The following is a 14,711-nucleotide window of genomic DNA, read 5'->3' as shown; positions in this document are numbered from 1 at the left end:
TCTTTACTTAGGAATCCCTCACTTCTAAACGAAGTGAAAGTGGGGGTAGTTCAATGACTAATCTTGAGAAAATATTAATTAAATTAAAAAAATAACATTTTTTCAATTTATTGTAATTATAATTAAAGGTATTCTGTTAGTCTTATTCAGATGTATCTCTCGATTTATTCCATGTATGAATCTAGTCTGGCTATCAACAGAATCTTCCACATACCATTGAAAAAGGGGGAAAGTTTATGCAAAGAATTTTTAAATTCCTGTTCATGTCCGTTTTTTCTTTAATTTGTGTTTTGTATTTTCAAACGAACGCTTTTGCCGCACCAGCATACGATGGAGTTGTCAAAATGAAGCAGCCTTCAGGCGATTTTTTTGAGGGCATGTTACATGGAGATGAATGGTTCCATTGGGTAAGTACAAAGGATGGCGACGTACTTTTACAAGATCAGAAGGGGTATTGGAATTACGCTGAGCTTACATCAGATGAACTGAAATCGACGGGGAAAAAATATAAAATTGATAAGAAGCCTTCAATGGCGGTAAATGAGAACAATTTGAACAAATGGATAAAGAAATACAACCCTCAAGCAAAGAAAAAACAGGAGCACATGAATAAATTACAAAAAGAATCACAAAAAAATATTGATGGAACTGTCACTCCCGTTTTAGGAACCAAAAAATTACTTGTTTTGTTGATTGGGTTTACAGATGTTGATATTGCATATAACGATAACGATTGGAGTAACAAATTCTTTTCTACAAATCAAAAGTCAGTAAAGAATTACTATAATGAAGTAAGTAATGGAAAAGTACAGATCACTCCAGCTTCCGAAGCATATGGTACGCAAAATGATGGGGTAGTTAAAATAAAATTAGACTACGCTCATCCGAGTACATCGGGAAAAAGCATGAGTACGGTTATAACAGATGCATTGGTTAAAGCTGATTCTCAAGTGAATTTTGCTAGTTTGGATACTAATAATGATCAAGTCATTGACTCTAAAGATGGCTTCTACATTGTAAGTTTTCTTGCTGGTAATGAACAGGCTGCTCCTGGTGCTCCACTTCCTTATATTTGGGCACATCAGTCGTATGCTCCCAATACAAATCACGATGGTGTTACTGTATCAGGCATGTATACAGCGCAGGGTGAAAAACAATATGGTCATATGGCAACGATTGGTATCCCTGCTCATGAGTTAGGTCATTCCTTTGGCCTGCCAGATCTATATGGTGATAATAATCATGTGGGTAGTCTAAGTATAATGGGTAATGGATCTTGGAATAGTCTTCAAGGAGAAGATTATGGAGCTACACCCGGTCATATGGATGCTTGGTCAAAAGTAAAATTAGGATTTGTAACACCAAATGTAGTAAATACCACTAACAATTTTACTCTAAATGCGATCCCAAATAACTATAATGTGTTAAAGATTCCTTTAAAGGATAATACGTATTTTTTAGTTGAGAATCGCGCAAAGGTTGGATATGATGCGAGCTTACCAACAAATTCTGGTGGTATTGCGGTTTGGCATATTGATGAATCTATGAATAATAATTCCAGTGATCCTCATCCTTTCATTGATATAGAGCAATCCATCAGTGAATACCAAGACCCGTTCTATTACACGAATCAAAATCATGCTGCTACCTTTGGTCCAGACACCAATCCGAATAGTAATACCTACACGGGAGAAAAATCAGGAGTAACGATTACAACTACAAGTACAAGTAATTCTGCTATGAATGTAGCAGTCACAACAAAAGAAGCTAGTTTAATTCCGCAGACAAACTGGACACTAAAATATGTAGATAGCTATAATTGGTACAATTTAGGTACGTATGCCTTTGACGGAAACAAAGACACATTTTGGCATACAAACTGGAGCCCTGTTGCTCCAATGCCACACGAGATTCAAATTGATTTGGGTACGACCTATAACCTCTCCAAATTCAGCTACCTGCCAAGGCAAGACGGCCAAATAAATGGGACGATTAAGGACTATGAGTTTTACGTCAGTGGTGATGGAGTGAATTGGGGAACAGCTGTGTCCATAGGTGCTTTTGCAAATAATACTAATTTGAAAGAAGTCAGCTTTGCAAACAAAACAGGTCGTTATATTAGACTACGTGCATTAAGCGAGGTAAATAATAATCCATGGACAAGTGCGGCTGAAATTAATGTATTTGGAGTGGCTCAATAATATATTTGTGAGTAGCTATTTAAATCATTGATACGCTACTCCAAAGGGTTATCATCTGCTGAGAGTTTCGTTCGGCATTTGATAACCTTTTTATTATGCTTAAATTTTTGCTGATTCTTAATATTAAAAACATAATCAACAAGATTATTTAAACTGAGAAAGTAATTACAAATCTTGTTGTAAATATTTTTTAAAAATGAAAGTAAACTTTCACTTTCCTCAAACTATTGACTTAATAGAATTTTATTATCGAATTTTTTTAATGTCTTGAATAATTTCGTCATAAGGAGTATTTTCGACACCTGAATATTTTTTTAGAACTTTTCCATTTTTGTCAATAAGATAAAAACTTGTGCCATGTATAACTTGTGTATCATTTTCTGGTTTAGTTACAAGTGATTGGAAGTTTTCTTTAGCAAACTTTTCAATATCTGCTCTTTTATATCCCGTGAGGAAATGAGTCCTACTTCCATCCATTTCATAGATCTTCATAAATTCTGTTATCTTTTCTGGTGTGTCTAATTCAGGATCAACACTAAATGATACAAATTCTACATCTTTAATCCCGTCCGTATTCAACATTCTCTGGAGTTTTGCCATATTTGCTGTCATAGGTGGACAAACTGTTTGGCAACTTGTAAAGAAGAAATCAGCTATCCAAATTTTATCTTTTAACTCAGCAGATCCAAATTGCTTCCCATTTTGATCTGTAAATGAGAACTTTTGCACATCCCAATTTAGTGAATTGTTGAGTTCTGCATTCTTGCATGCTCCTAGAGCTATAACTGTGAATATAAGTATAAGTAATCTAATGAAGTTCATTTTTTTCATATGTATTTATCTCCTTTCAATTTTTAGTAATTATAAGGAATGGTTATATGAACTACCCAACACTCGGTAGTATTCACTTAGGTTAATTTTTATTTTGATAGCTATCGAATTAATCTTAACACAACCGAATGCCACCCTTGTTCCAAAGTATTTGTATTACTATTTATAATAATGCTAGTATGCATATAGCCTCCTTTTTGATGTTTATAGTTCACCATACCACTTGTAATTAAGATTGTTAGGTATGTCATTATTACATACATTACTTCTTTATTTTACGGATCATAATAAAATGCTAAAGGTGAAGTAAAACAAGAAGATATTATCTAGTAATTTGTTATACAAAACTCTATATCTGATAAGAAGTATTGTATGTAAGGAAAAATAAATAGGTCATTTAAGGACTTGTTGATTATGCTAATAATAAATTCATCTCAGTATGATTCTTGAATTAATACCCTTCATAAGAGTGAAAAAACATCATACACTTGGATAACGTGTTAAAAATAGAGTTAACTATAGTATAATTTAAAGATTAAATTATACATATTGAGAAAATATTTTAGAGATTGAATATTAAGATTTCGCCTATTAAAATAAGAATTGAAATGAAAGGATAATCTGTAAGCATGTTCCTTATGTAGAAAAGAGATAGGACTATTTCTATCTCTTTTTGTTATGCTGGCAGTTTATATATCTTTAATTAATTCTTTAGACACATGTGAAGAAATTTAGATTATACCTGATATATTCCTTTTATTAAGTTGACTTAGTTAATTGATTCTAGAATTTAATAAAATTAGGAGGATAGCAAGTGAAAAATTATCAACTTACTCAGATTTTAAGAGAAAAAAGAAACATTGATAAAAATTATTATGAATTTTTGCATGAAACAGATCTAAGTATGGGAATTTATGAATTGAAAGCAGGATCTTTAGATATGCAACAACCACATACAGAAGATGAAGTATATTATATTATCAATGGCAGAGCACAACTTGAAGTAGAGAGTGAAAATATTTTTGTTGAATCTGGTTCTATTATTTATGTAAAGGCTAATATGAAACATAGATTTCATACCATTGAAGAAGATCTCACGGTACTTGTTTTCTTTGCACCTGCTGAATACTCTTGCGAAAAAGATTTTAAATTACAGCGATAATTGCATAATAAGAAAGGTAAAAATAAATGTCTTTTTATCAAGTTTGTTTAAATTAGACAACAACTAATTATAGGCAGGTATGTTATTCCATTAAAGAAAAATAAATTTTATCAATAAATAATAATTAATAGAAAAAAACATAAATGTTAAAATAAGTAAATTTATGTTTGAAAAAGGTAAACTTTACAGCGTTTTAATGAATTTTTTTTGTTTTTTTCAAGTGAAAATATCTAGTTGTATGCCTTTCAACATGAGAGATTTTGGTATTTTTTTACATAAAAATATATTTACGGAAAAATATTTCTAAATATTTATAATCTATTGAACAATCAAAAGTTTTAGTATACGATTACAACGTGATATCAACATATACAGAGAAGAAAAGGAGATTACATATGAAAAATAAAAAAATTGGAATCATCATGAGAAAAGGTTATAGCATTCATGGTGATCATATTGAAACTGCTGGAAGAATATCTGATGAACTTTACTTGTTTACGAGTGTACCAAGTAAAACAAAGGATGCGCGCTTTAAAGAAGTAATTGTACTTGAAGAGGCTTCTGAAATAGATGCTGAAAATTATATTTTTACAAAAGGAAAAGATATAGGAATTAGTTTTTTTGTGACTTGGCAAGAAACTGATATTGTCTTAACTGCTAAAATTAATGAACACTTTGAAAATAAGGCGTTATCTGTTGAAGCTGCTACGACATCTCGAGATAAATCAAAGCAGAGAGAGTTTATGTTAAAGAATTCTATTGCTAGTCCTAAATTTGCAAAAATTAATTCTATAGAGGATGCAGAGAAAGAAATAGAAAATATTCCTTTCCCTGTAATCATTAAGCCTACTATGGCCGCTAGTAGTGAATCTGTATATTTAGTTAACAGTTTAGAAGAATTAAATAATTCATTAGAAAAAATTATTAATCTTTCTAAAACAAATAAAGGATTCTATTTTAACCAAACACAACAATGTGTGGCATTAGTAGAAGAATTTCTGACTGGGGAAGAAATTACAGTTGATGGAGTCGTCTTAAATGGTGAATTTTACCTTGGTGGAATTCACAATAAAAATAAAATGATGGGTCCATATTTCGAGGAAGATGAATACACTTTACCGTATGTTGGTGTAGATGAAGACATAGTGGTTAATATTGCTAAAGAAATATGTGGAAAATTAGCTATTGAAAACAGTTTATTTAATGTAGAACTACGCCGAGATACGCAAGGGAATTTTAAAGTTGTAGAATTTAGTACTAGAATCAGTGGCGGGCATGTTTATCGTAATATACGTGATGTACATGGTATTGATTTAGTAGCCGTTAATATTCTTGGTTTATTAGATTGTAAAGGGGATATTGTGGAATTTTTCTTAACTAGATCTACAACACCAAAATCTTGTACTTGTATTAAATTTGTATATAGATCTGGAATAATAAAGAAAAATGAATTGGGAATTGTTGCTGAACAGCCAGAGTATAAGGCTTACTATCCTGTAGCTAAAGTAGGATCTGAAGTACATCATGCTCCAAAAGGATTTGATATAACGGGCTTACTTTCATTAAGAGCACCATATAAAGATAAATCTGATGTAGAAAAATTGCGCGAAAGAGCTAGAGAATTAGATAACCAATTAGATATAGAATTAGAAATTCCAGTTCATGCATAAAAACTTGGCTAAATCTGGTTGTTATATTCCTTGTTTTAAATGAGGAATATAACCCCTAGATTTATCGATAGATTATTTAATAGTATCACTTTATAACCAAGTAATCCGATTTGTATAATTATAGAAATGGAGTGGAAACAATATGAATAAAAGGGTATCAATTTTGGGAGCACCTACCTACTTCGGAGCTAGTATAGGAGGGGTTGACCTTGGACCATATGTTGTAAGATATGGCGGTATGTCGAAACAATTAACTGAAATCGGAATTGATTTTGTTGATCTAGGAGACATTTCTCTTCCTTCAACCAATAATAAAAATTATGGAATTGTCAAACAAGAGTTTTCAAATGAAGTAATTGATATATGTAAAAATATTGCTTCAACAGTTGAGAACGAATTGGAAAAAGGGCATTTCCCATTAGTTTTAGGTGGAGATCATAGTATTGCAATTGGGACTGTAACTGGAATTCTTAGAAAAACACAACGATTAGGAGTAATTTGGTTTGATGCTCATGGGGATGCAAATACATTTGAAACATCGATTTCTGGTAATATTCATGGGATGTCTTTAGCAATTCTCTTAGGATACGGTAACGAAAAATTTAAAGATTTTCTAGAGAAAGAAACTAAAATTGATCCAAAGAATATCGTACAAATAGGAATTCGTGATTTAGACCCGGGGGAAGAAGAGTTTCTCAAAAATTTAGGAGTAACAATTTTTACAGCAGACGATGTGAGAAAGCACGGAATAAAATACATTATGGAAAAGGCGATTAAGATTCTCAATAATAATACAGATGCAGTTCATCTAACATTTGATTTAGATGCTTTAGATCCTGAATTTGCTCCTGGAGGAGGATTAGCTGTTCCACATGGTTTAAGTTTAGATGATACAAAAGAGGCAATTGATATGTTAAAAAATAATACAAACCTAATAGCGGCAGAGTTCACGGAAATAAACCCTATATTAGATAAAGATAATATTACTGTCAACACAACAATTGAACTTATTACTGGACTTTTAAGTAAGAAGGTTACTATGTCTAAATAAAATGTTTTCTGAAATTAATTTTAAAAATATAAAAAACTAAAATTATATACGAGAATTTTAAAAAACGAAAAGGACGAGTCAAATGAATAATAAAATCTATGACGTTATTGGAATTGGATTTGGGCCAGCTAACCTAGCTTTAGCAACTGCTATAGAAGAAGAAAATAGTTCAATGGAAAGAATCTTTCTGGAAGAAAAAACGCACTATCAATGGCATCCTGGAATGCTCTTAGATAATACAAATATTCAAATTTCCTTTTTGAAAGACCTTGTAACTCTAAAAAATCCTAAAAGTAAATTCTCATTTTTAAATTATTTACATGAAAATGAGAGACTAAGCGATTTTATTAATCTCTCAGAGTTTTATCCTTCAAGACTTGAATACAATGATTATATGTCTTGGGTTGCCTCTCAATTAGAAGAACACGTTTATTATAGTAGATCGGTAGTTTCAGTAGACCCCGTTATGTCTGAAAATTCTGTTGAATTATTAGAAGTTATTGTGCAAAATACAGAAACTAATCAATTAGAGAGCTATATTACTAAAAATATTGTTTTGGCTACGGGTGGAACACCAAGAACTCCAGTAAATATTGAAATGAATAATAGTAGAGTATTTCACTCTAGTCAATTTAAAAATAAAATTAATAATTTCAAACAAGATGATGCTCATAAGTTTTTAGTTGTAGGATCAGGACAAAGTTCAGCTGAATTATTTTTCCATCTAATCAATAATTATCCGAAATCAGATATCACTGCAACAATGAGACCTTTCTCATATAAAGCTGTAAATGAAAGTAAGCTTGTTAATCGTATATTTGATGCTAATATGATTGATTTTATTTATTCTTTACCAGAAAAAAATCGAGATGCTTTATTAAAACACCACAGTGATACTAATTATGCAGCTGCGGATGGAAGTTTAATTAGTCAAATTAATAAAGCTTTATATAACCAAAAATTCCATGGAGAAGATCGTTTTAGAATAAAGCCATTTTTAGAATTAACTGAGATAAAAACACTGTCTGATAAAGCTGTTGTTTATTACAAAGACATAGTTAAACATACAGAAATTGTTATTGAAGCTGATGCTGTAATTCTTGCTACTGGGTACGAAAGTAAAAAGAACCATCCTTTATTAAAAAATCTTAACTCGTACATTTCAGATAATATTGAAGTTTCCCGAAATTATCGTTTAGAAACAACGGATAAATTTAAACCTGGTATTTATTTGCAGGGTGTAAATGAAAGCACTCATGGACTTAGTGACACTTTATTATCTAATTTATCTATTCGATCAAATGAAATTTTAAAAACCGTACAAGAATATAATTCATTAACAGAAGAAAAAACTAAAAACGTAGTTTCATAATATAGGGGGTCTAAAGATGCATATTGAAAAGATAAATCCACAGATTTTTACAAATGAATATGATATTATGTGTCAACGATTATTTCCGCATTCTAATAAATTGTATGATTCACCATTTGGTGCAATGTGGGGAATCATAGAACCTGGAGAAACTTCTAAAATTCATGGACATCATGAAGTTGAAACTTTTATTATCTTTAAGGGTGAAGGAATAGTTAAAGTGGGTAAAAAAGAAGAACCTGTTACGCAAGGGGACGCCATCTTTATTCCACCATTTGAAGAACATAGTTTGAAAAATACATCAGATGAAAGTTTGATATTCTTCACCATATGGTGGGAAAATACTTTTAGTAAAAAAAATAGCAAAAAGTTAAATTCAGGTAAAAAGAAGTATTTAATAACGGCCACACCACCAACACCTAATGGTGATTTACATGTGGGGCACCTATCTGGTCCATATACAGGAGCTGACATTTTAACTAGATATTTAAAACTTAAAGGAAATGAAGTCTTTTATATGAGTGGGGCGGATGATCATCAAAGCTATGTGCCGTTTAAGGCGGGACAATTAGAAAAATCTCCTAGAGAAACGGCCGATCATTTTGCTAATGAAATTGAAAAAACATTAAGACTAGCAGAAATTAATCCGGATATTTTTGTAAAACCTCATTTTTCAACATTCCATATTGAGTTTGTCAAAGAGTTTTTTGAAAAACTGTGGAATGAAGGTAAATTAGTAGAAAAAGAAGTCGACACTCTATTCTGTAAGCAATGCGATAAGCACCTTTATGAAGCTTATGTGAGAGGTAATTGCCCACATTGTAATGAATTATCAGATGGTAACGCTTGTGAAAAATGTGGTAGACCTAATTTATGTATTGATTTATTAAACCCAACCTGTAAATGTTGTGGCAGCGAACCAGAGAAATCTAAAATTAAACAACTATTTTTCCCATTAAGTAATTATAAAACACAATTAAAACAGTACTACAAAGAATTAAAAATAGGGCCACATTTAACGGCATTATGTGAGAGAATGCTAGATGAGGATTTGCCTGATATTCCTATTTCACATGTATCTGATTGGGGAATTCCAGTTCCGGTAGAAGGATATGAAAATCAAACTATATATGTATGGTTTGAAATGGCACCTGGATATTTATCTGCAACAAACGAATTAATTCAGGATAAAAATCTTTCGTATACGTTAAGAGATTTTTGGAATAATCAAGATACAACTATCATTAATTTCTTTGGATATGATAATGGTTATTTCCATTCAGTGCTTTTCCCAGCTATTTGGCTAGCATATAGTGAAGATATAACTCTTCCTAAAACAATGATAACGAATGAATTTTATCAACTAGAGGGTCTTAAGTTTTCAACAAGCAGGGGACATGCTGTATGGGGTAAAGAATTATTAGAAAATGCTTCACATGATGTTGTAAGGTATTATTTATCTTATAGTAGGCCGGAAACAGTTGAAACAAACTTCACTATGGAAGAATTTAATCATATTGTAGATACGAACTTAAACCAAGAATGGGAATCTTGGTTACATGATTTAAAATGCAAGTTAGAAGTAGAGTTTCCAAATGGTGCTCCAGAATTAGAGACATTATCAGGTAACTATTTAATGTATTATCAACATGTAAATCGAATTATGAATGAAATTATGAATGCATATGAACCAAATACATTTTCACCCCAAAAGGTAGTTAGATTATTAAATGAATTAGTTAGAATTGTTAAGAAATTCTCGGCGGGAGAAGAGTTTTTAACGGTATTAAAGAATAATCAACAAAGAAGAAATACTGCTATTGCACTAGAATTATATACTGCAAAAATTTTAGCATTATTTTCTAGCCCAATCATGCCTACATTTGGTAAAATGCTATGGGGGGATTTGGGATTTAATATTGAAATGCAGTTGGATGAAGAAGTAAACTTTTTGCCTACCGGTCAGAAAGTAAATCTTCAAAAGAATTATTTTTCAAAAACAAACGACAGTTTTTATCTTCAGAATATTTGATAATATAAGGAGGTAGTACTTACCTCCTTATATTTCCTAATAAAAAATATATAGGGAGCTCAAATTATGAAAGAGAAACTAAAAATTGGAGTAGTAGGCCCTTTTTCAGGTCCTAGGTCTGTATACGGTCAAATGTTAATTGAGGGTGTAAATCGTGCGAAGCTAAATAATGCTGGTAACATCGAATGGATTTATCAAGATGATAAAGGAGATCCAAATACCATCAAAGATATCTCTAAAAAAATGATTGAATCAGGCGTTGTTGCTGTAATTGGACACTTTAATAGCGCATGTGCTTTAAAAGCAATACCGTTTTATTCCAAGGCGAAAATCCCATTCTTAGTTCCTGCATCAACTAATTTAGACGTTACGCTTAATAACGAAGAATTAGTATTTAGGTTTTGTTCTAATGATTTGGTACAAGCTGAAACTGTTATTAATTTTTTGAAAACTAAAGATATTCAAACGATTGCGGCGGTTTCTGATGAAACATTTTACGGAAAAAGCCTAGCAGATTTGCTGTATCAAAATGCAAATTCTTTATTTAAAGAAGTTACTAGAATTGAAGATTTTAATAGTGAAAATAATAAGTATAGTGATGCAATATTCTTTGCCGGGACACATTTTAACTCTGCAACTTACCTAAAGGAACTAAGGATGAGAGGGTATAAAGGGATTTTTATAGCTTCAGATGATTCTTATGTAGATGAATTTATAGAATTAGCTAAAGATTATTCCAATGATGCTTTTACCATAAAGGCAAAAGAAGATTATGTAGAAACATCATTTCTTGCAGCTTCGTATCTATTAGATTGTATTGAATCTAATGTAGAAAATTTAATCAATGAATTAGCGAGAGGTAATTCTACAATTAAATTTTCAAACAATGGAGATCGTTTAGGAGCTTCATGGATAATTGCACAAGTTATTGATAAATCTTTTGTTGAGGTGAATTATCATAAAACATTCAGCTGATGTAGTTATTATTGGGGGCGGCATTATTGGTGCAGCTATACAGTATTATTTAACCAAGCAAAATATTACAAATACAATTTTATTAGAGAAAAATTCCTTTAGTAGTGGATCAACAGGCCAATCAGGAGGTTTTATAAGGGTCTATCATAATGATCCCTATCTAACTGAAATAGCGAAAGAAGGAATAAATGATTTTTTTAGTATTAGTGAAGAGGTTAAATTTAAGCAGACTGGAATGTTATATGTTGAAAGTGAAACACAACATATAAAAATGGAAAAGCAAATTGGAGAACTTAAAAATTCTGGACATAAAATTACTATCCTTTCATCTGAAGTATTAAAGAAAGAATTTGAATTTATAAATTTGCCTAAAAACACCTGTGTGGCTTACGAGGAACAAGCAGGGTACATTAGCCCATCGTTAGCCACGAATACATGGATTGAAACATCTAAAACTAAAGGTGCATTAGCTTGTGAAGGAATCGAAGTGAAAGAAATTTTAATGGATAATAACTGTGTTGTAGGAGTTAAAACCTCCTATGGGACTATATATTGTAAACATATTGTTGTGGCAGCTGGAGCCTGGAGTGGAAATATATTAGATACTATAGGTATTAAAATTCCAGTAAGAAGTAAAATTATTCAAATTCATTTCTTTGATGGAATAGGGCAAAAAGACCATCCAATTTTTATAGATGATAGTACTGGATTATATGGTAGACCTGATAATCTAGGTACTTCTCTAGTAGGATATCCAGTAGATAAGTATGATATTGACCCGGACAAAAAAATGTCAATTGACCCAAATGACTTAGAAAAAATGCTTCAAAATTCAAAAAGTAGATTGCCATATATAAATAAAAACTTATTTATAGGTGGAAGAAGAAGCTTTGATGCATATACATCAGATAATCGAGGAATTATAGAACAATTTCCACAAGCAGAAGGTTTAATCGTTGCAACTGGCTGGAGTGGTGGTGGAGTAAAGTTGGCTCCTGGTATTGGTAAGAGAATAGCAAAAATGATTACTGGAGTATAGGGGGAGAAAAGACTATGAACAATCTCGAGAATATTGAAATTTTTGAAGCGACTTATGATGATAGAGAGACTGTTATCAATTTAATTAGAATGTATATGGAATTCTATGAAAAACCGGTGCATGAAAAAAGTTCTTTAGATGAATTAGTTAATACTATAATAAAAAATAGAGATTTGGGATTATTCTACGTTTGTACGGTTAATAAAGAGCCAATAGGATTTGCTACTTTATATACCACTTTCAGTACGTTAAGTATGGGAAGAGCAATGATCTTGAATGATTTATTTGTTATCCCTGATTATAGAAAATTGGGTGTTGGGGATATGTTATTTAATACTTGTAAAAAGTACGTCCAAGACAATAATTATGCATATATGGAATGGGTTACCGCAAAAGATAATATGGTTGCTCAAAACTTCTATAAAAAACAAAAGGCAAATAAGAGTGATTGGATTGTTTACAGTATTTAAATAACAATCTAATAGTATTTAGGGCGGATATAACAGAATATTTTCAATGTGCAATTTTGTTATGTATTTTTCAAATCCCTTTCTTTAAACAAGTTAAAACAAATTTAAGGTCAAACAACCGATATAAGAAAGAAGGAATGTATAATGCCAATTCAATTTATATTTATAGTACTATTGGCGCTGACTCTTTGTGGGGAAGGTATGTTAACAGTAACTCTAACCTGGACAATTTTGGATAAAGGGGGATCAGTTACTCATTTAGGAATTATATTAACATTAATGAGTTTGTTACCATTCTTTATGCAAAAATATTCTAAAAGTCTTAAGATGTGGTTAACAAAAAGTCCATTGTTAATTTTCTCTGGTGTCCGTTGTATCGGCATTATTCTGATTATAATAAGTCTTTTAAATAGTGAGCACATTAATGTTTTTACTTTATATATTTTTGCAGGTGTTTTTTCTATTATTTTATTTTTATCTACGCAAAGTTTGGAAACATATATGTCTCAAATGGTATTATCAGGAGAAATCCCAGCAGGAAAGGCTTCAAATATGTTACAAACTGCAATACAAATTGGAGCATTTGGTGGGAACGCAATAGCAGGATTTATGATGAATGTAGGTGGATTTAATAATGTACTTTATGGTTTAGCATTCTCATTAGGTATTGGGGTATTTTTACCTCTTCTGATGCCTCTATTAAAAAGTAAAGAGGTTCAGCAAAATAAAAAACCTGTATCAAATCATATTGAAAAAATAAATCCAATAGATAATTCAAAAATATTGTGGATTACAATTACTGGTATTGCTGTTTTAACAATACAACTTGCTTCATTTAATTTTTTAGTACCAATTTTATTTCACGATGTATATCGTTGGGATCCTATGCAGTATGGATTTGTTAGTGCTGCAGCAGGTTTAGGGGCTTTATTAGCTACACTTGTTGGGAAATTCGAAAAATTTATTCCAAGGTCAATTTTTATATTAATTGCTGTTTTTGATATTACTTTAGGATTAGTGCATTCCTGGTATTTAGCAATTGCCGTTTCATTTATGCTTGGTTTTGTTTTTAATCGTTCACGTATCAACCAAAGAACTGTGATGTTTGACTTTATTAAAACAAAAGAAGAAACGGTTATTTGGTCTAGTCGATCTACACTAGCATTCCAGTTTACCAAAGCTGCTTTACCTTTAACGTTAGCATTACCTATTCAATGGATTGGGATTATGAATGCAGGCCATCTGTTTGGAGTAATAGGTACGATTGTTGCTGCTACAATGATGGTAATTTATCTAAACGAACTAAATCATAGAAAAAAAATAGAAGTTTTACAACAAGAAGTTGCTCCAAAATCATTTTAATAGCAGCGTATTAAATGAAAAGAACAGCTAATGAAGTGAATTTTATAATGTAGAAACAATGTATAAATAACTATGTAGAAATGAGTACTGTATTATACAGTACTCATTTCTTTTAATTCGGCTGTAATTATAATTAAAATAGTCAATATATCTTCCTGTTTCCAATTCAAATGAAACAATATCCGCGATAATTCTTTATATAAACAAGAGAGTATTAGCTCATTTTACGTCGTTATATATATTGTTTTTGCTAAGAAGGATCCTTCCACAAGGGTAAGTAGGTGGAAGATGAATTGGCTTCGAACAAGAGATGGCAGGAAGCCATCTTAATTGTTCGACATACATAAACTGTTACTTCACTATCTATCGAATGTATGTTTGTTATATAATAGACACATGCCGAAATGGAGGTGAAATGAATGATGATTAATAAAGCATATAAATTTCGTATCTATCCAAATAAAACACAAGCAACCCTAATTAATAAAACGATTGGCTGTTCTCGTTTTGTATTCAATCATTTCCTATCTCTATGGGATAATGCAT

Annotated in this window: 12 protein-coding genes; 11 read left to right on the top strand and 1 reads right to left on the bottom strand. The window is 31.2% G+C overall.

Annotation, left to right across the window (positions count from 1 at the left end; translation table 11 throughout):
* The first annotated feature begins 236 nt into the window (after nt 1-236).
* On the top strand, nt 237-2,201 hold the full coding sequence (locus CQ058_RS29050; RefSeq protein WP_002191553.1) for a M6 family metalloprotease domain-containing protein: 1,965 nt from the start codon (nt 237-239) through the stop codon (nt 2,199-2,201).
* 246 nt (nt 2,202-2,447) lie between these two features.
* Here the strand turns inward: CQ058_RS29050 and CQ058_RS29045 are convergent, their stop codons facing one another.
* Nucleotides 2,448-3,032 (bottom strand): SCO family protein, encoded by a 585-nt coding sequence (locus CQ058_RS29045; RefSeq protein WP_002191551.1) that lies wholly within the window; start codon nt 3,030-3,032, stop codon nt 2,448-2,450.
* Between the two features lie 814 nt (nt 3,033-3,846).
* On the opposite strand from CQ058_RS29045, the gene CQ058_RS29040 reads away from it, so the two are divergent.
* The 10 genes from CQ058_RS29040 to CQ058_RS28995 form a co-directional block, all read left to right on the top strand.
* Nucleotides 3,847-4,194, top strand: coding sequence for a cupin domain-containing protein (locus CQ058_RS29040; protein ID WP_002191548.1), 348 nt, complete (start codon nt 3,847-3,849; stop codon nt 4,192-4,194).
* A 395-nt stretch (nt 4,195-4,589) separates the two neighbouring features.
* Nucleotides 4,590-5,864, top strand: a complete 1,275-nt coding sequence (locus CQ058_RS29035) for an ATP-grasp domain-containing protein (protein WP_002191547.1) — start codon at nt 4,590-4,592, stop codon at nt 5,862-5,864.
* Between the two features lie 142 nt (nt 5,865-6,006).
* A complete protein-coding gene (gene rocF / locus CQ058_RS29030) occupies nt 6,007-6,915 on the top strand; it encodes an arginase (protein ID WP_002191546.1) in 909 nt (302 codons plus the stop codon).
* Nucleotides 6,916-6,997: 82 nt separating this feature from the next.
* Nucleotides 6,998-8,287, top strand: a complete 1,290-nt coding sequence (locus CQ058_RS29025) for a lysine N(6)-hydroxylase/L-ornithine N(5)-oxygenase family protein (protein ID WP_002191545.1) — start codon at nt 6,998-7,000, stop codon at nt 8,285-8,287.
* Nucleotides 8,288-8,303: 16 nt separating this feature from the next.
* Entirely contained in the window at nt 8,304-10,319 is a 2,016-nt protein-coding gene (locus CQ058_RS29020) for a class I tRNA ligase family protein (protein WP_002191544.1), read from the top strand.
* 66 nt (nt 10,320-10,385) lie between these two features.
* Nucleotides 10,386-11,294: a branched-chain amino acid ABC transporter substrate-binding protein gene (locus tag CQ058_RS29015; RefSeq protein ID WP_002191543.1), complete on the top strand. Its 909-nt coding sequence runs from the start codon at nt 10,386-10,388 to the stop codon at nt 11,292-11,294.
* Nucleotides 11,272-12,333: an NAD(P)/FAD-dependent oxidoreductase gene (locus CQ058_RS29010; RefSeq protein WP_308729294.1), complete on the top strand. Its 1,062-nt coding sequence runs from the start codon at nt 11,272-11,274 to the stop codon at nt 12,331-12,333. Before CQ058_RS29015 ends, CQ058_RS29010 begins: the two co-directional genes overlap by 23 nt.
* A gap of 14 nt (nt 12,334-12,347) precedes the next feature.
* Nucleotides 12,348-12,803, top strand: coding sequence for a GNAT family N-acetyltransferase (locus CQ058_RS29005; RefSeq protein ID WP_002191541.1), 456 nt, complete (start codon nt 12,348-12,350; stop codon nt 12,801-12,803).
* Nucleotides 12,804-12,947: 144 nt separating this feature from the next.
* Nucleotides 12,948-14,165 carry an MFS transporter gene (locus tag CQ058_RS29000; protein WP_002191540.1) on the top strand — a complete coding sequence of 406 codons (1,218 nt, stop codon included), beginning with the start codon at nt 12,948-12,950 and terminating at the stop codon, nt 14,163-14,165.
* Nucleotides 14,166-14,584: 419 nt separating this feature from the next.
* A partial coding sequence (locus CQ058_RS28995) for a helix-turn-helix domain-containing protein (protein ID WP_181150784.1) occupies nt 14,585-14,711 on the top strand: 127 nt, incomplete at its 3' end.

The sequence above is a fragment of the Bacillus sp. MYb56 genome (genome assembly GCF_002976445.1).
Taxonomy (GTDB): Bacteria; Bacillota; Bacilli; order Bacillales; family Bacillaceae_G; genus Bacillus_A; species Bacillus_A mycoides.
Note: the sequence above shows the minus strand (reverse complement) of the source record. Positions and strands in the feature narration are given on the sequence as shown.

What these genes read in the sequence shown, in the direction of transcription:
- CQ058_RS29050 (WP_002191553.1), top strand. Translation starts at nt 237, where the DNA reads ATGCAAAGAATTTTTAAATTCCTGTTCATGTCCGTTTTTTCTTTAATT.
- CQ058_RS29045 (WP_002191551.1), bottom strand. Translation starts at nt 3,032, where the DNA reads ATGAAAAAAATGAACTTCATTAGATTACTTATACTTATATTCACAGTT.
- CQ058_RS29035 (WP_002191547.1), top strand. Translation starts at nt 4,590, where the DNA reads ATGAAAAATAAAAAAATTGGAATCATCATGAGAAAAGGTTATAGCATT.
- rocF (WP_002191546.1), top strand. Translation starts at nt 6,007, where the DNA reads ATGAATAAAAGGGTATCAATTTTGGGAGCACCTACCTACTTCGGAGCT.
- CQ058_RS29025 (WP_002191545.1), top strand. Translation starts at nt 6,998, where the DNA reads ATGAATAATAAAATCTATGACGTTATTGGAATTGGATTTGGGCCAGCT.
- CQ058_RS29020 (WP_002191544.1), top strand. Translation starts at nt 8,304, where the DNA reads ATGCATATTGAAAAGATAAATCCACAGATTTTTACAAATGAATATGAT.
- CQ058_RS29015 (WP_002191543.1), top strand. Translation starts at nt 10,386, where the DNA reads ATGAAAGAGAAACTAAAAATTGGAGTAGTAGGCCCTTTTTCAGGTCCT.
- CQ058_RS29005 (WP_002191541.1), top strand. Translation starts at nt 12,348, where the DNA reads ATGAACAATCTCGAGAATATTGAAATTTTTGAAGCGACTTATGATGAT.
- CQ058_RS29000 (WP_002191540.1), top strand. Translation starts at nt 12,948, where the DNA reads ATGCCAATTCAATTTATATTTATAGTACTATTGGCGCTGACTCTTTGT.